At 40.8% G+C, this 18,376-nt stretch carries 14 protein-coding genes; 5 read left to right on the forward strand and 9 right to left on the reverse strand.

All coding sequences use genetic code 11. The features are described from left to right. The first annotated feature begins 167 nt into the window (after positions 1-167). A complete protein-coding gene (locus tag DZC72_RS13745) occupies positions 168-1,259 on the forward strand; it encodes an AI-2E family transporter (protein ID WP_317127157.1) in 1,092 nt (363 codons plus the stop codon). A 1-nt stretch (position 1,260) separates the two neighbouring features. Here DZC72_RS13745 and DZC72_RS13750 read toward each other — a convergent pair whose 3' ends face one another. The 4 genes from DZC72_RS13750 to DZC72_RS13765 all read right to left on the reverse strand — a co-directional run bounded on the left by DZC72_RS13750 (position 1,261) and on the right by DZC72_RS13765 (position 6,868). Next, a complete protein-coding gene (locus DZC72_RS13750; RefSeq protein ID WP_125223478.1) occupies positions 1,261-2,718 on the reverse strand; it encodes an oligosaccharide flippase family protein in 1,458 nt (485 codons plus the stop codon). A 1-nt stretch (position 2,719) separates the two neighbouring features. Continuing rightward, positions 2,720-3,991 carry a glycosyltransferase family 4 protein gene (locus DZC72_RS13755; protein ID WP_125223479.1) on the reverse strand — a complete coding sequence of 424 codons (1,272 nt, stop codon included), beginning with the start codon at positions 3,989-3,991 and terminating at the stop codon, positions 2,720-2,722. 125 nt (positions 3,992-4,116) lie between these two features. Beyond that, on the reverse strand, positions 4,117-6,576 hold the full coding sequence (locus tag DZC72_RS13760; RefSeq protein WP_125223480.1) for a YfhO family protein: 2,460 nt from the start codon (positions 6,574-6,576) through the stop codon (positions 4,117-4,119). A 28-nt stretch (positions 6,577-6,604) separates the two neighbouring features. Beyond that, positions 6,605-6,868 (reverse strand): DUF4834 family protein, encoded by a 264-nt coding sequence (locus tag DZC72_RS13765; protein ID WP_125223481.1) that lies wholly within the window; start codon positions 6,866-6,868, stop codon positions 6,605-6,607. Between the two features lie 86 nt (positions 6,869-6,954). Between DZC72_RS13765 and DZC72_RS13770 the strand changes: the two genes are divergently transcribed. Together DZC72_RS13770 and DZC72_RS13775 are read left to right on the forward strand one after the other, a co-directional pair. Continuing rightward, entirely contained in the window at positions 6,955-8,040 is a 1,086-nt protein-coding gene (locus tag DZC72_RS13770; protein ID WP_125223482.1) for a transporter, read from the forward strand. Between the two features lie 88 nt (positions 8,041-8,128). Continuing rightward, entirely contained in the window at positions 8,129-9,247 is a 1,119-nt protein-coding gene (locus DZC72_RS13775) for a GTP cyclohydrolase (RefSeq protein WP_125223483.1), read from the forward strand. Between the two features lie 55 nt (positions 9,248-9,302). Here DZC72_RS13775 and DZC72_RS13780 read toward each other — a convergent pair whose 3' ends face one another. The 3 genes from DZC72_RS13780 to DZC72_RS13790 all read right to left on the reverse strand — a co-directional run bounded on the left by DZC72_RS13780 (position 9,303) and on the right by DZC72_RS13790 (position 13,857). Beyond that, on the reverse strand, positions 9,303-10,562 hold the full coding sequence (locus tag DZC72_RS13780) for an aminotransferase class I/II-fold pyridoxal phosphate-dependent enzyme (protein WP_125223484.1): 1,260 nt from the start codon (positions 10,560-10,562) through the stop codon (positions 9,303-9,305). A 118-nt stretch (positions 10,563-10,680) separates the two neighbouring features. Beyond that, on the reverse strand, positions 10,681-11,721 hold the full coding sequence (locus tag DZC72_RS13785) for a PLP-dependent cysteine synthase family protein (RefSeq protein ID WP_125223485.1): 1,041 nt from the start codon (positions 11,719-11,721) through the stop codon (positions 10,681-10,683). Between the two features lie 75 nt (positions 11,722-11,796). Continuing rightward, positions 11,797-13,857, reverse strand: a complete 2,061-nt coding sequence (locus DZC72_RS13790) for a S9 family peptidase (RefSeq protein ID WP_125223486.1) — start codon at positions 13,855-13,857, stop codon at positions 11,797-11,799. A gap of 141 nt (positions 13,858-13,998) precedes the next feature. On the opposite strand from DZC72_RS13790, the gene DZC72_RS13795 reads away from it, so the two are divergent. After that, the gene (locus DZC72_RS13795; protein WP_125223487.1) at positions 13,999-14,325 is read left to right on the forward strand and encodes a YbaB/EbfC family nucleoid-associated protein; all 327 of its coding nucleotides are present in this window, start codon (positions 13,999-14,001) and stop codon (positions 14,323-14,325) included. 149 nt (positions 14,326-14,474) lie between these two features. Next, entirely contained in the window at positions 14,475-14,777 is a 303-nt protein-coding gene (locus DZC72_RS13800) for a YegP family protein (protein ID WP_125223488.1), read from the forward strand. Positions 14,778-14,797: 20 nt separating this feature from the next. Here the strand turns inward: DZC72_RS13800 and DZC72_RS13805 are convergent, their stop codons facing one another. Next, positions 14,798-15,820: a threonine aldolase family protein gene (locus tag DZC72_RS13805; protein WP_125223489.1), complete on the reverse strand. Its 1,023-nt coding sequence runs from the start codon at positions 15,818-15,820 to the stop codon at positions 14,798-14,800. A gap of 19 nt (positions 15,821-15,839) precedes the next feature. Next, positions 15,840-18,239, reverse strand: coding sequence for a zinc-dependent metalloprotease (locus DZC72_RS13810; protein WP_125223490.1), 2,400 nt, complete (start codon positions 18,237-18,239; stop codon positions 15,840-15,842). Positions 18,240-18,376: the final 137 nt, after the last annotated feature.

Below are 18,376 nucleotides of genomic sequence, written 5' to 3' on the forward strand. Positions count from 1 at the left end.
TTAGTTTTTTAGCCCTGTAGTAGATACGTTTGCTACAGGGCTTTTTTTTTTGAGATTCCTATAGTTGGAATTGATAAAACTCCCTTTTGTTGAAAGGAATTTACGTATCCTTATTTTATTAGTGTCCCTTAGGATACTTATTGCAATTCGATTACATATTTATTCGTGTGCATCAATCTATCTGCAGGAAACCTAGTAAATTTCCAAAAATCCAATTTACAGGTATATTGAAAAAAATACATCCAAAACTAATCAGACAATTATTACTATTAATATTAATCCTATTTTTTGGCGGATTGATATTCGACTCTATGTTACCCTATATTTCAGGGGTTTTGGGAGCACTTACCTTATATGTCATCCTGAGAAAATGGATGAAAAAACTACATAAAACAGGGTTGGGAAAAAGGTGGTCCGCGATTACCCTAATCCTATTGGCCATCATTGGTATATGCATTCCCTTGTCCGGTGCCGTATACATGTTGGGATTCAAGATAGGAAACTTGGCCGATAAGTCAGAACAAGTAATCAGTGCTTTTAAGGAACAGGTTTTTGTGTTGGAAAAGTATTTGGATTATGACGTTTCCAACGCCATAGACCCCCAACAGGCATCAGGTTGGGTGACCGAAAACCTTTCTGGATTTGCAAGTAGTACCTTGAACGTAGTTATTTCTCTAGGGGTCCTGCTAATAATCCTTTATTACATGTTAATAAGTCCAAAGGAAATGAGGGATTCCTTGATGGAATATATTCCGCTAAGTAACAAGACCCTGGTTACCTTGGGCAATGAAATTGACAAGGTAGTACGCTCCAATGCCATTGCGATACCCTTAGTAGCCCTGGCACAGGGAATCATTGCACTTATTGGCTTTTTCATATTTGATATAGACAATCCTTGGTTTTGGTTCGTGATAGTCACCATTGGCTCTATGATTCCGTTTATTGGGACTTTTATTGGGATTTTCCCTGTATTTGTCTTAAGTCTCGCCAGCGGAAATGACTTTCAGGCGTGGGGAATATTAATTTACGGATTAGTCGTAGTAGGTTCTACGGACAATCTCATAAGACTCATGCTGCTTCAAAAACTGGATAGCATTCACCCACTAATAACCCTTATAGGAGTACTTTTGGGTATCCCACTCTTTGGATTTGTGGGATTGATTTTCGGTCCTCTTATCGTGAACCTATTCTTGATTTTGTTGAAAGTCTATAAAGGACAATACGGCGTACAAAAGAAGGACAAAGGCCGTCAGATTTGATTTATTTTCTACCTAGGTATTTATCAAGTATCGTATGGATATCCTCTGAAATCCGGAACTTATAAAGTACCATAAAATAAACCACCGTAATTAAAATACTCTTGACCCCAATATTTACGATTGGGTGAAATGAAAATGGTACTGAAGAAAAGACAATCGCCAAAGCTAATACCAACAAAAAGACTTTTAAGGTTTCCTTTGTGAAAGGCTGAAGCCCAAATTTTGATTTCACGTAATACAACTTTAACGAATTGTAGATGAAAAATGCCGAAAAACTGGCTATGGCCGCTCCCTGCAACCCAAATTTTGGAATCAACCATAGATTGAAACCAACGGCCATTAGGGCCAGCAGAACGCCAAAGAACAAAACAGATGTGTAGTACTTTGAATTGAACAAAATCGAATTGTTGTTGCCCAATAAGGAGTCATATACCTTTACAAGGCCAATCCAAAACACAATGATATAACCATCACTATAATCCGATGGCAAAATTCGATACAGATCTCCCAAATTCAACAGTATTAAAATCAGCAGCAGCCCAGAAACTATAAACAGGGTCAAAGAGCTTTTCCGATACAATCCGCCCAAAGACTTCAAATCATTTTTATTGATATACTCTGCCGTCATGGGGTAGGTTATCTGATGCATCGCCCTACTGGGCACAGCAATCACCGTGGCCATAAATCCGGCAACGGCATAATAGGCAACATTTTCAATGGGCAAATAATTATTGAGCATCACCTTGTCCACCTCCATAAGTACAATGGCGGTAGAGCCACCCAAGATAATCAAGGCACTATATTGAAGGATTTCCCGCCAATTAGGTGGTAGCACTGTCGTCAATTTTGGAAAACGAAGACGGTAGGCGTACAGCTTCATGATGGCCACTCTAAGGATATAAAAAACCACCAGGGCATTGATGAATTGGGGAACATCCAGAACCTGTAACCATAACAGAATCAATAATACGCTCTGTCCCACCCTACAGAAAATCTCTTTCATAAAATTTCCAAAGACCGATTTCATCCTGATCCTGGCCCAGGCATAAAATACCTCAAAATAGGCCATGGAAATCCCGATCAGGAATATTTGCCATATATAATCCCGTACTATGGGGTTTTCCTTGGAAAGCACCCCCCCAATGGCCTCATTGGCAAAAAAACTAAGGAAACCTATGGGTATAATGAACAGCAACGGTAGAAAGAGCATCATCCCCAAAAAGCCGTCCTGTTCCCTTTCCGTTTTAAAACTGCTATAAAACTTTACCAAACTGTTGGGGACACCAAAGGCTAGAATGGGCATGAGAACACCGGAAACGGAAAGAATCAATTGGACCAGCCCATAATGGTCCGGTTGCATAAAATTTGTATAGAGAAATAGTGTATTTAGCGCGCCAATGGCAAAACCAACGTAGGTTACGATGGTATTGTTCAAGGACTGTTTTAGTACGATACCCATCTTAAATATAATCCGCGAATTGCCTTGTTAGTTCCTGCCTACTGTAACGTTCAATATTGATAGCCGGAACCTTCAAGGAATTATTCTTATAGCGTTGAAACCAGTTTAAAAGTACACTTTTAAGCTCGGATTCGTTGGCATGATCAAAAAACTGTCCTGATGCCGTTTCAGAAATCATTTCGGCTACTTCCCAATGGGCCGGACCAATCCCCAGAATAGGCCTTTTGGCCCTCAAATATTCAAAAAACTTTCCCGGAATGATTCCAACAGTCTCCTTTGAATCGATTTCCACCAACAATAAGACCTGTGATTTTTGTTGAAAGGAAACCGCCTCTTCATGCGGTACGTACCCCAGGATACTTGCATATTCGCTTATCCCGAATTCGCTCAGGGAATCCAAGATATCCTGACCCACGACCCCCACAAAATTAAGTTGCAGGGAGTCTTTAAAGTCGGCATTTTCTTGAACCAATTCGCCTAGGACCTTCCAAAGATTAAGGGGGTTTCTTTTAGTAAGCATGGAGCCAATATGGGCGATGGTGAACTTTTGATCCAAGGATATGGACGTATTATCTTTCCAATCAAATCCATTGGTTATCACCCGTATTGGCCTAGGCGTAAGGGCTTGGAATTCTTCCTTCGTGGTTTTGCTTGTGACCACAATTTTATCGGCGGTATTTAAGACCTCTCGCTCTAGTTCCTTATGCTTTTTTTGTGCCGATGTCGTTAGCTTCAATTTTTGGTGATAGCCAATTGAGGTCCATGGATCCCTAAAATCGGCTATCCACTGAAGGCCCGACCGTTCTTTCAATTTTAGACCGATTAAATGCAGGCTATGCGGGGGGCCTGTAGTGATAATGGTTTCGATGCCTTCCTCTTTCAAAATAGGTCCCAAAAACCTTACCGAAGGATTCACCCAAAATTTCCGGGCATCGGGGATAAAAAAATTGCCCCGCACCCAAAGCATGATACGTTCCAATACGGACTGATTTTTTTCAGTAATGACTCCAGAACTTATTCGTTCGGTTTTGCTGCCGGATATCAATTTTGATAGTCCGTACGGTTCAAAGATTGTATGTTTTAGTATCTTAATATCCTTTGGCACATCAGCAAGCAAGGAGGTATCTAGTAAGGGATAATGTGGGTTTTCAGGGATATAGACAACAGGCTCTATACCATAGTCCCTAAAATATTTTACAAATTTTAGCCATCGCTGTACTCCAGGACCCCCCGCCGGAGGCCAGTAATACGTGATGACCAAAACCTTCTTCATCTATTTAAAGTTTTTCGTTCAAATGAAAATCTGGGGAATAAATGGTTCTAGTATGGATCGAACGTCCCGCATTCGCGTACTCCTGATAACTATCTGGATAATCATGTTGGTGGGTATACGAGAATTTAATTTGATGTTTGCACATTTTCTTCGGTCCCTTCTTCTTTTTTCGTTCGCCAAAAAGAGTACCCAATGCCTCCCATAAGTACCAAGCCCAACAAAATGGTACTTGCTAAGCTAATCGTGCTTCCTTGCTTAACGACTTCGGGTTCAAATTTGAACTCGATGATATGTTCTCCTTGGGGCACCCGCACGGCCCTTAACACGTAGTTTACCTTAAAATGGTCGGTTCGTTCGCCATCCAAATAGGCATTCCAACCATGGGGATAATACATCTCACTGAACACTACGATACCGGCATTTGGGTTGCTCGATGAATAGGTCAGATGGTTGGGTTCATAATCAGTTAATTGAATCGTGGCGGTAGAATCCACTTGAAAATCAAAACGGTTGATGTTGGTTATTTTTTGCGAATTAAACACCGCTACACTTTTGGTGTCCAGACTATCCAAAGCGAGTATCTCTTCGTTGGCAGAATTTACAGGCTTCAATTCCTTAACAAACCAAGCGTTTCCGTTGGCATCAGGGTTTTGAATGGGAAATATGTTTCCTTCCTGATCTTGCCGAATCACGTATTTAATATTCAACATATTGAAAACGGAAAGATTCCCTTTATAGATATGGAATTCATATAGATCTTGCATCCCTGCGGGTTTGGCAGCATGATAACCCGTGATGCTTTGATGAAAATAAGCCGTTTTAGCGGAATCAAAACCATCGGTCTGGTCAAAAACCCTGTACACCCCATCGTCTTCCATGATGAGTTTGTCTGCTTCCGAAGCTTGAAAAGGTTCCAGCATTCTTCGCTTCGAAACAAAATTATCGGCATTCACATATCTTAGGTTCACTCCTACCAGATCGAAAACCACAAGTAGCCCAATTCCTAAAACTACTAGATTTTCCTTAAGTTTTCCCTTAAGGTAAAACCAGACCAATCCAGCGGTTAATAACACATACACCAAAGATCTAACGAGGTCATTCGTGTACACGGCCTTACGGTCTAATTTTAGCATTTCTGGGAGTTCCTCCAAACCTGTCATCCGTAATCGTTCATCTGATGGCCCCGTAAAATCGAACATTCCCTTGACCAGGAATAATAAAATTCCCAGACCAAGAACTACGGCACCGGCGTATTTTAGGGAATTCAGTTTATCGGCCTGAGGTACTTTAGAGGAAAAGATTTTTTTCAAGGTCAAGATGGCCAAGAGGGGCGCGCAAAGTTCCAATACAATTTGTATGGATGAAACGGCCCTGAACTTATCATACAACGGAAAATAATCGATCATAAAGTTTGTGAGCCCACTGAAATTCTTTCCCCATGAAAGCATCAAAGACAACAAAACCCCGAACAACAACCACCACTTATGCTTCCCTTTGACCAAGAACAATCCCAAAATGAACAGAAAGAATATAATGGCTCCAATGTATGCAGGACCAGATGTTCCAGGTTGTTCACCCCAATATAAAGGAATACCGCTCACAAAATCCAAGGCACTGGATCTGGGCAGTCCTTTGTCTATCAAATAGTTGAAGGATTTGGAGTCCTCTCCCAAGTTTTCCTGGCTTGCTCCACCAAATAGTCGGGGTACGAACAAGTTTAAGGATTCTGCAATCCCATAACTCCATTGGGTTATATACTCTTTACTTAAGCCGTTAGTACTTTGCTTAGGAGAACCATCTGGGTTGATGGTCAGTTCACTTTTGCCGCGAGTACTCCAATCCGCATATTCCTTAGTGGCCAACAGACTGGTAGCATTCGCTGCAATGCCAAGGCCTACGGCAGCGACCAAAATTCCAACGGAGATAAAATAATGCTTTAATTCCTTTCGCTTTATAGCATCCACCAAATAGGCTATGCCCAAAACCAACACCAAAAGCATAAAGTAATAGGTCATTTGGTAGTGGTTGGCCACTATTTCTAGGGCCATTCCCAAGGCCGCTACCAAAAACCCGGATAGATATTTTTTTCTGAACACCAATATAATACCAGCCAAAAGGATGGGCAAGTATGCCAATGCATGGGCCTTTGCGTTATGACCTGCTCCAATGATAATGATCAAATACGTGGAAAAACCAAAGGCCAAAGCACCTAAAATCGCGAGTTTATAATCGACCTTTAAACAACAAAGCAGGATATAGAAACCTATAAAGTAAAGAAACAAATAATCGGCGGGCCTGGGTAAAAATCGAATAAGCCTATCCAATTTCTTGACGTAATTGTGTGGATAATTTGCCCCTAATTGATAGGTGGGCATCCCACCAAAAGCACTATTGGTCCAATAAGGCTCTGTTTCGGTTCTTTTTCGAAAGTCATTTTGCTCTTTGGCCATGCCCGTATATTGGGCAATATCATTTTGAAAAATCACCTTTCCTTGAAGAACAGGGTGGAAATAAGCTAGGGCAGCTATTATAAAAAATACGGTTACAAAAAAATGGGTGAAAAAGAATTTTAGACCTTTCTTCATGTTCCGGTGGTTGGTTAGACAAAGATAGCTAGTCTATTTCTTCAAAATCGATATATTCCCCAACTTTTTCGGAATTGTTATTTTTCTTGGTCGATTTCTTATTGATGATAACATCACCTACCTTTTCTTCCTTTTGATTGGAATCCGGATGGAATCCCTCAAACGTCTTTCGAAAATGTGATTCCGTCTTTTTGGCCGCATAATTCAATATTTGTGGCGCAAACATCCTTACCAAAATTTTTAGCAGGTAGTACACCAAAATAATTACCAATATTGCCTTTAAAAATGCCATTTATTTGGATTACGATATATCAAAAATACAATTCTCACGTTGTATAACTAGATTCAAAGTATTAAAATAATTATAAAGTCGTTTCCATGGGTAAGCCCTTTATTACCAAAAGAATCCTATTTCAATTTATAATTCTGTTGCTCGTGCCACTATCGGTCATGTCCCAATATACGGATGTAATAAATTCCAACAGGCCCGGACTCTCCGTTAGTGCCTATGCCGTTGGTAAAAATGTGGTACAAGTGGAAATGGGTCTTTTTTACGAACAGAGCGACCATACCCTATTGAATACACAATCCGATCTGTGGGGAACAAACTTTTCGTTACGATACGGGCTTTTTTTTGAACGTTTGGAGCTCAATTATGAAGGCACTTTTCAAGATCAGGATATTATCTATGATTTCTTTGACCTTAAGGCCAAAAGAAGGGATTTCTCCAGAAATAGATTGGGATTGAAATATTTACTCTACGACCCTTATAAAAATCCGGAGCGCAATAAACCCAATCTATATAGTTGGCGCGCCAACCACAAATTTCAATTAAAGAACCTTTTGCCAGCGGTCTCCCTGTATGCCGGTGCCAATTTCGTTTTGGAAGACAACCCATATTACCCAGGAGAACCAACGGTTTCACCTAGGGTTATGTTGGCCACCCAAAGTAGGATGACTCCAAGAATGGTAATGATTACAAATACCGCTTATGACAGAATTGGAACAGATGATCCCGAGCTGAGTTACTTAATATCCATTTCCCATGCCTTTAGAAATCCCAAATGGAGTGCATTTTTAGAGCATCAAGGGATACAAAGCGATAGATATTCAGATCTATTATTAAGGGGAGGTGTTGCGTACTTGTTGAATGAGAGAATGCAAGTGGACCTTGGACTTGGCGCAAGTTTTAAAAATACACCTTCCAGGGTTTTTGTAAGTGCCGGTGGATCCTATAGATTCGATTTTCACAAAGATACCCTTGTTCCCATAGATGATCAAAAAGCAAATGAAAATGGAGGTGCAATTAAGAAAAACTCCATGAAAAAGGAGCAGCGGAAAAATAGAAAGACCAAGGGAAGGGGTGCGGAAGATATAGATTTAGGTCCTTCCAAAAAACAATTGAGAAAACTCAAAAAGGCCCAAAAACAAGGAAATAGTAATGACAGTGAAATAGATTTTTAAGGAAATATTGTCACGGCTCACTTTTAACTACTCCCTATTTTTCGGTATTGATTAATATTCCTAATATTGATGCTTCTAAGAAGCATCGATGATTAAACTAAAAGAGGTTGCCAATACGAAAGAGCTCAAGCAATTCGTTACCTTTCCTTTTTCACTTTATAAGGATTCGAAATATTGGGTCCCCCCCATAATCAAAGACGAACTTGACTCGTTCAACAAGGATATAAATCCGGTGTTTAAAGATGCGGATGCCCGGTTTTTTCTGGCTTATAAGGAACGTACCTTAGTGGGCAGGGTGGCCGCTATTATCAACCGATTGGAAATTGGACAGCAAAGCATCAAGAAAATGCGATTTGGCTGGTTCGATTTTATTGATGACACAAATGTTTCCAAAATTTTATTGGATAAAGTCGCGGAAATAGGAAGGGAAAATGACCTGGAATTCATGGAAGGCCCGGTGGGCTTTTCCAATCTGGACAAGGTAGGCGTGCTAGTAGATGGTTTTGATCATTTAGGCTCTATGGTTACTTGGTATAACCATCCCTATTATGAAAAGCACTATACCGATTTTGGATTTGTTAAGGAGAAAGAATACCTAGAAAATAAGTTTCCTGCAAGTAACGCAGACCCTGCCCTTTTTACCAAACTAAACGATATTGTCAAAAGAAGGTATGGTCTTAGGGAAAAGAACTTTACCAATACCAAAGAGGTAATGCCCTTTGTGGACGAGATGTTCGATCTTTTTAATGCAACCTATGCCAAACTTTCGTCTTTTGTTCCCATTACCGAAATACAAAAGGCCTATTTCAAAAAAAGATATATCAGTTTTATAAATCCTGAGTATATAAAATTTATCCTTGACAAGAACGACAAACTAATTTCCTTTGCAATCGTAATGCCTTCCTATTCAAAAGCTTTACAAAAGGCAAAAGGCAAATTGTTCCCTTTAGGTATTTTTTATCTATTGTCAGCAAAAAAGAATAACAAAGATGCCATCTTTTATTTAATAGGAATCCATCCTGAATATCAAAACAAAGGCGTCACGGCCATCATATTCAATGAATATTATAAAACATTTAAGAAAAAAGGTGTTCAAATGTGCTATAGGACCCCAGAATTGGAGGATAACCTCGCCATAAAACAAATGTGGAAGCATTTCAGTCCAACTGTCTACAAGAGAAGAAGGACTTATAGGAAAAACCTATAAAAAAAGGCTCAAACGTATCGTTTGAGCCTTTTTTTAAGGGTAAAAGAATGCTTCATTATTCTCCCATGGCAGCAGCAACCGCGGCCGATAATCTTTTATAGGTCCCATTTTCCAGTCGATCCCGTATAGCTGAAAAAGCATCCAAAGTCTCATTAATATCCTCTATGGTATGGGTAGCCGTTGGAATCAATCGCAACAAAATCAAACCCTTAGGAATAACCGGATATACCACGATAGAACAAAATATTCCGTAATTCTCCCTCAAATCCTTCACAAGTGCCATGGCTTCAGGAATACTACCGTTTAAATACACAGGGGTCACACAACTGGTGGTCGTTCCAATATCAAAGCCTCTCTCCTTAAGTCCATTTTGAAGTGCATTGACATTTTCCCAAAGCTTTGCTTTAAGTTCAGGCATGGTTCGCAGCATATCCAAACGTTTTAATGCTCCTTTCACATAGACCATGGGGAGGGATTTTGCGAACATCTGGGAACGCAAGTTGTATTTCAAGTAGTCTATGATTTCCTGATCGGCGGCTACAAAAGCTCCTATACTGGCCATTGACTTGGCAAACGTCGCCAAATACACATCAATATCATCCTGAATACCTTGTTCTTCACCGGCTCCAGCTCCGGTTTTACCCAAAGTACCAAAACCATGGGCATCATCTACCAACAACCTAAAACTGAATTTCTTCTTTAAAGCGACTATTTCTTTCAAAATACCTTGCTCTCCACGCATACCAAAAACACCTTCGGAAATCACCAAAATGCCGCCCCCAGTCTGCTCTGCCAATTTGGTGGCACGTTCAAGGTTCTTTTCCAGACTCTCGGCGTTGTTATGGGTAAACGTGAATCTTTTGCCCATATGCAATCTAACCCCATCAATAATACATGCATGGCAGTCCACATCATATACAATGATATCGTCTTTGGTCACCAGTGCATCAACAACGGACATAAATCCTTGGTACCCAAAATTAAGCAGGTAAGAAGCCTCTTTATTGACAAATGCGGCCAACTCCTTTTCCAATTGTTCATGGTAATCTGTATGCCCGCTCATCATTCTTGCTCCCATGGGGTATGCAGCTCCGTGCTCGGCCGCAGCTTCACCATCCACCTTTTTTATTTCGGGCAAATTGGCAAGACCTAAATAATCGTTTATACTCCAAGTGATAACATCTTTCCCTTGGAACTTCATCCTATTGGAAATGGGACCTTCCAACTTTGGAAATACAAAATATCCTTCTGCCTGTGAAGCCCATTTCCCCAAAGGGCCTTTATTCTCTATGATTCTTTCAAATAAGTCTCTCATTGCCAAATTTTGATTCTGCCTGCAAAAGTAAAAATTTTTGGACAGCATTCATAAATTATTTATAGACACAAAAAAAGCGGGCCTAATGCCCGCTTCTATATATTCCTTAAAGGGATTCTTATTTTATAAATTGAATTTCCTGTTTTGCCTCAACGGGATTCGCTTCCAAAAATCCTTGATCGTCCATCCATTGATCACTATATATTTTGCTCATGTATCTTGAACCATGGTCTGGGAATATGACCACTACTTTACTATCCTTGTCAAACGTACCCAATTCGTCCAATTGTTTCACTGCCTGCATGGCGGCTCCACTTGTGTAGCCTACAAAAATGCCCTCTGTCCTTGAAATTTCCCTTGCAGTATGCGCACTTTCGGCATCGGTTACTTTAATAAACTCATCGATAATTTGAAAGTCGGTCGCAGATGGTATCAAATTTTTACCCAATCCTTCAATTCGGTATGGGTAAATTTCATTGGTATCCAAGTTACCCGTTTCATGATATTTTTTCAATACGGATCCGTAGGCATCCACACCGATAATCTTGATATTCGGATTTTGCTCCTTTAAGTAACGTGCGGTTCCGGATATGGTCCCACCAGTTCCGCTACAAGCCACCAAATGGGTAATCTGCCCAGCGGTCTGCTCCCAAATTTCTGGACCTGTGGACCTGTAATGCGCATCCATATTCAGTTCATTGAAGTACTGATTTATATAGATAGAATTTTTTGTTTCACTATGCAATCGCTTGGCAACCTGATAATAGGATCTTGGGTCATCCGCACTTACGTGGGCCGGACATACATAAACCTCAGCACCCATGGAACGAAGCATATCTATTTTATCCGCAGAGGATTTTGAACTAACCGCCAAGATGCACTTGTAACCTTTTATGATACTTACCATGGCAATGCTAAAACCTGTATTACCAGAGGTAGTTTCAATGATGGTACTACCTTCCGTCAAGATACCCTTTTTCTCGGCTTCTTCTATAATGTGTATCGCGATACGGTCTTTGGAGGAATGCCCCGGATTAAATGCCTCAACTTTGGCATAAAAGTCACCTGTAAAGTTTTCGGTAATCTTGTTAAGTTTTACCAGCGGTGTTTTCCCAATTAATTCTAAGATATTGTTGTTAGCCTTTATCTTATTTTCCATAGGGGGGATAAGTTTTGTTTGTATTTAACAAATCATGGATTTGTTAAACTTTGCTACAAATCTACTATTTTTTTTCTACAGTACTATTTTTCCTTCCAAATCCAACAAAAAAGCATACTCCTTAACGGCTTCCCTTAATGCCTCAAACCTTCCGGAGGCACCGCCATGACCCGCTTCCATGTTTATATCAAAATAAAGTAGCTTGTCATTTTTTTTCAGTTCCCTTAATTTTGCCACCCATTTTGCCGGTTCAAAATATTGAACTTGGGAATCGTGCAATCCCGTTGTAATATATAAATTGGGATAATCCTGTGCCTTTACATTATCATAGGGGGAATAGGACTTCATGTAATTGTAATATTCCAATTCATTTGGATTACCCCATTCATCATATTCCCCCGTGGTAAGCGGAATGGAATCATCCAGCATTGTGGTTACCACATCCACAAAAGGAACAGACGCAATGACCCCATTATACAGTTCCGGGGCCATATTGATAACGACCCCCATCAAAAGACCCCCTGCGGAACCTCCCATGGCATACAAATGTTCCGCACTGGTCAAATGCTGGTCAATAAGGTATTTGGAACAATCGATAAAGTCCGTGAACGTGTTCATCTTGCTTAAAAGCTTACCATCCTCATACCATTGTCTGCCCAAATACTCACCTCCCCGAATATGGGCAATAGCGTAGGCAAACCCTCTATCCAAGAGGCTCAACCGTACGGTTGAAAAATAAGGGTCGATGGTGTACCCATATGAACCGTAGGCATATTGTAACAGCGGAGTGTCCTTGGAAAGATGGGTGTCCTTATGGTGAACCAAGGAAATGGGAATTTTTGACCCGTCCCTTGCTGGCGCCCAAAGGCGCATTTCAACATACCTATCCTTGTCAAAATTGCCCCCCAATACCTCTTGCACTTTCATGACGGTTTCTTCCTTGGTCGCCATATTAAAGTCGATCACAGAACTTGGAGTGGTCAATGAATTGTAAGAATATCTGAGAATATGCGTGTCAAAATCCCGATTGTTCCCCACGTGGGCCGTGTAGGTTTCGCTCGAAAAAGGTAGGTAATAGGCATCCGAACCATCCCATCTTACAATTTTGATTTGGTTGAGTCCGTTTTCCCGTTCAGAAAGCACATAGTATTCCTTAAAAATATCCACATCCTCCAACAATACATCCTCCCGGTGGGGAATGAATTCTTCCCAATAGTCTGAATTTGTAAGGTTCTCCCCTACCTTCATCAACTTAAAATTGGTAGCTCCATCCTTGTTGGTGAGAATATAAAACGAATCATCAAAATGGAAAATAGAATACTCCACCCCTCTTTCCCTTGGCGCAAATATTTTAAAGCCCTCTTCCGGACTTTCAAGAGATAGCATCTGAAACTCAGAGGTCAAGGTACTATGGGACCCAATTACAATGTACTTTTTAGACTTAGTCTTATAGACAAACGTGCTAAAGGTATCATCCTCCTCATGAAACACCAGGATATCATCAGTCACCGGGGTTCCCAAAATATGTTTATAAATTTTATCGGAACGTAAGGTTACGGGGTCTTTCTTGGTGTAATAAAAGGTTTTGTTGTCGTTGGACCAAACACCGCCTCCTGTGGTGTTCTCTATTTTCTCCGGATAAATTTCACCCGTCCGCAAGTTTTTAACCTGAAGCGTGTATTGCCTCCTGGAAACCGTATCCACTCCAAATATGGCCAACGAATTATCCGGACTAACGGCAATTCCGCCCAAACTAAAATAATCGGTTCCCTTGGCCATCTCATTTCCATCGAACATAATTTCCTCTTCGGAATCCAAGGTTTCCCTAAAACGAGAATAAATTGGGTACTCGTTTCCTATTTCATATTTCGTTTTATACCAATAGCCATCCAATTTATAGGGAACCGAAGCGTCATCTTCCTTTATCCTTGATTTCATTTCCTTGAAAAGTTCCTCTTGAAAGGCCTTGGTGTGCCCAGTGCCCTTTTCGTAAAAGTCATTTTCACTTTGTAGATAGGCCAGGACCTCTGGATTTTCCCTTTGATTGAGCCAATAGTAATTATCAATCCTAACATCGTTATGGGCGACCAATTCCTTTGGTTCTTTTCTAGCTCTAGGGGCTTTCCATGTTGTCATGCGTTCCACTTTTCCAATTACAGATGGTCGCAAAAATAAACTTATTCTTTGGAGCAACGAATGATAGTTTTACTGAAATTGTTACAAGCAGGAATGTGAACATTTCATTAACTTTGAAATGTAAACAAAATACAGTAAGCTATGTTTGGAGATATGATGGGCATGATGGGAAAACTTAAAGAGACCCAGAAAAAAGTGGAAGAAACCAAAAAAAGAATGGACACGGTCCTAATCGATGAAAAATCTTCGGACGGTTCCCTTATGGTTACCGTAACCGCCAATAGGGAAATCAAAAAAATCGATATTTCCAATGAACTACTATCGGACAAGGAACAATTGGAAGATTATCTTATCCTAACATTAAATAAGGCCATAAAAAGGGCGACTAGCGTACAGGAAACGGAATTGGCAGCCGTCGCCAAGGAGGGAATGCCCAATATACCCGGTATGGATTCCCTTTTCAAATAATAAAAATGAAGGGCAAGCCCTTGTGGTATCCCAAGGAAGTTAACTTTTGATTTTAAAGGAAGTATCGGATTATTTCCAAACACGATTAGCAAATCAAGTATTCCAATCGCATACGTTCAAATTACCTATCTTTAAAGGAAAGAATTGGTATGATCGAGGTAAAAAACAAGGAGGATAAATATTATCAGTTTGTGGTAAAATCTGCCACGGGAAAGATATTGTTGGAAAGTGTGGAATTCGCAGACTCCAAATCCTTGGAGAACACCCTTAACGAACTCAAGGACACCAATCTTCCCGTCAAGCGTTTTGAGCGAAAAACAAACTTTGAAGGGAAATTTCTTTTTAACCTTAAAAATGGGCAAGGTACAGTAGTTGGTAGCAGTGGTCTTTACAATTCCGAGGCAGGTATGGAAAATGGAATAAAGAACCTGAAGAATATCTTGATTCAATAAAGGTCACCAAGCGTCCTTACTTATAATCGTTTTAATGTCCCCAAAAAATAAGCGTGCATTTCATCCGTATAGTCCATGTGGGTTACCATACGCAGCTTACCCTGACCCATGCTGATTATATGGATATCCTTCTCCACCAATCTTGAATTAAAGTCGGCACTGGACATATAGTCCTCGTCTATTTCAAAAATGACGATGTTGGTTTCAATGGGCTCCACTTTTTTTATAAAAGACAAGGTGTTGAGTTCCCTACCAATTTCAGCGGCTTTTGAATGGTCTTCCGCCAATCTTTCAATATGATGGTCCAGGGCATAAATCCCCGCAGCCGCCAAGAATCCAGATTGCCGCATGCCCCCACCCAAAATTTTTCGTATTCTTAATGCATTGTGAATGTGCTCCTTACTGCCCAAGAGTACCGAACCTACCGGGCAGCCCAAACCTTTGCTCAAGCAAACACTGATGGTTTCAAAGAGTTTACCGTACTGTTCAGGAGTTTCATTTTTTGCAACCAAGGCATTCCACAATCTAGCGCCGTCCAAATGATAGTGCAGCCTATGCTTTTCACAGACCTTTTTTATCCTTTGCAGCTCCTCAATATCCCAACAGCCCCCTCCCCCTTTGTTTGTGGTATTTTCAATACATACCAAGGAAGTCAACGGGCTGTGGTAAAAATCGGGAGGATTGATTGCCTCCTCCACCTGTTTGGCAGTTACCATACCTCGATGGCCATCTAAAAGCCTGCAGGAAACCCCACTATTAAAACTTACACCACCGCCCTCATAGTTGAAAACATGAGCATACTTATCGCATATCAACTGTTCCCCAGGCTGGGTATGCAATTTAATGGCGGTTTGGTTGGTCATCGTCCCACTTGGAAAAAAAAGTGCTGCCTCCATCCCGAACATCTTTGCTACTTTTTCCTCCAAGGCATTCACTGAGGGGTCATTTTTAAATACGTCGTCACCAACATTAGCGGACATCATCGCATCCAACATTCCTGGGGTTGGTTTCGTGACAGTATCGCTTATCAAATTAATTTTCATGAAATGCTAATGCTTATGATTAATGAAAACAATCCATCCCTATAGGCGAACCATCAGGAAGCTTGGGTGCGGGAACCACCTTGAAATTACTAGGATGCTCATAAAAATTAGCAATCCTACGGTTTATTTCACCTTTGATCGCCGCATTCTCCATATTTACTGAATTTAACTTTTTAAGTTGCATATTGGCTATCGCATTTACTTGTGGATGGACGGCATCACTTGCTGCCAAGTTCATCAGATGAAAAAGCACCCTAAAATTTATGTTTTGCTGCACTTCACGTATATAGAAATCTTTTTGATTCTTTCCGAAGGTATTGGAAACCACTTCCGCCATTACCTCTTCCAACCCAATATTGTTGGGGTCCAAAGCCTTTTGTTGAATCAACCTGGAGGCCCTTTCCGGATGCAGTAATAATCCAAGGGTCATATCTGCCGCGGTTTCGGGAGCGGATAGCGCATCAAATGAGACGCCAGTCTTTCCGTTAAAAGATTCCCTTGTACTTCCAAAACCTATCGCCCTGGGAGGAAAAAGAGTCAATTTGTCCTTTGGAATGGCAATTTCATCAGCGTCCAAAGTCCTTAAAACGGCCTTTAAAGTTTGCTCCTGAATTTTCTTATCTACCGGTGCCACGGTCAATTGGCCATCCCCCTTGACCGTATAGTTGTAATCCAAACCTCCTATAATCTTTGTAGCTGCTTCAGTTTGATATCTATGGAAAAAAAACAACGGGGCAAAAACGTCCTCTAAAACGGAATTTGCCTCATTGGTACGGATATTATCGATCGAGAAGTTGGCTATGGCCGTCTCCCTGATCTTTAACATGTCCAGCAATTCATCCCCAATAGATTTTCCATTGTCCCAAAGATGGGCATATAAGTGGGCGCCGCCCTGTGGTCTTGCATCTTGATCGGATATGTAACGTAAGCCATCTGAAGTGGCTTTTTCCAAAATTTGGTTCAACGCATTCCTTTCATTGATACCATCAGGAAAATCGCTGTATGCATAGGCTACGATTACCTTGTCCCATTCCCCAATACCCGTATCATAGGCATTTGAAAAATCGATCTGGCCATTTTTTACGGAAAATTGCGGGTGTGGATAATCCATTACCGAGGCCCTACCATTGGTACTGGCAGCAAAGTTGTGTGAAAAGCCCAACGTATGTCCTATTTCATGGGCCGATAATTGACGGATTCTGGCCAAGGCCAAATCCAACATTGGCCGGTAATTGTCATCCCTTTCTTCAAAGGGCTTGTTCATAAGGGCCTGGGCGATCAAGAAATCCTGACGGATACGTAAACTTCCCAAACTCACATGCCCTTTAATGATTTCCCCGGTTCTTGGGTCAGATACACTGGAACCATAGCTCCACCCTCTTGTGGATCGGTGTACCCATTGTATCACATTGTACCGCACATCCAAAGGATCTGCATCGTCGGGTAGCATTTTTACCTGAAAAGCATCCTTATAACCAATGGCCTCAAAGGCCTGGTTCCACCATTTCCCGCCTTCCAATAGTGCACTTCGCACAGGTTCCGGTGTTCCGTTATCCAAATAATAAATGATTGGCTCGACAGCTTCACTAATTTCGGCATCGGGGTTTTTCTTTTTCAATCGGTGCCTAGGGATAAACCTTTTAATCAGGGATTCCTCTACGGGAGTTGCATAATCGTAGTAGGCAAAGGGATAGGCCCCGGACCGCGGGTCAAATTCCCTTTTTTCAAAACCATCGTCCGGAAGTTCTACAAAGGAATGATGTTGGGCCACGGTGATAAGCTCTGGGTTTGGCACCACACTTCGTACATAACTTCCTTTTGGACTTCCCTTAAAAGTCAATGTTACGTCAAATTCTATATTCTTGGGAAAAGCCTTGGTCCTATCCATAGCCATGGCACTCTTCTCCTTGTCCAAACTATAGTTTCCTTGATCGGTTCTTTGCAGTCTTTGAATTACACCATGGGTGTCCTGCATTAAAAATCCGGATATATCTATAACATACGTTCCATTTTTTTCCTCTTCTATAGGAAAACCATATAATATGGATTTGGCGAATGCCTGCTCTACGGATTTCTTTTCAAGGGCATTATCCGTCAAGGCCCTAAACTTTAAATTAGGCTGAACCAACATGAGTTTGTTTCCCACTTTTCTAAAGAACACTACCTGCTCATTTCCCAATTGACCCCTATCCAAGCCAATATCATTACTTCCTATACCACTGCTCAGGGAAGAAACATAGAGAAATTCCTTTTCCAAATCAGGAACCTCCAGATAGATTTTGTCCGTCTTGGAATCGTAGTAAAAATCAAAAAGACCTTCGAACTTTTCATAATTCTTTTTATTCTCTGAGAACTGGCCATAAGCTTGTGTGAAACAGCAAAGGAGCAATAATAACCAAAATGGGCTTGAATCTTTCATTTTCTAAATTAGTTTGGAGTTAAAAATAGATAATTTAAAGCTAAAATATGAACTGGTAGTTCCATAAATGGAGAAACGTAGGCTTATCTAAAAATGACACTGAATTTTTATTGAAAAGAAAATTATCACATACAATT

Source organism: Maribacter algicola (assembly GCF_003933245.1).
Lineage (GTDB): Bacteria > Bacteroidota > Bacteroidia > Flavobacteriales > Flavobacteriaceae > Maribacter > Maribacter algicola.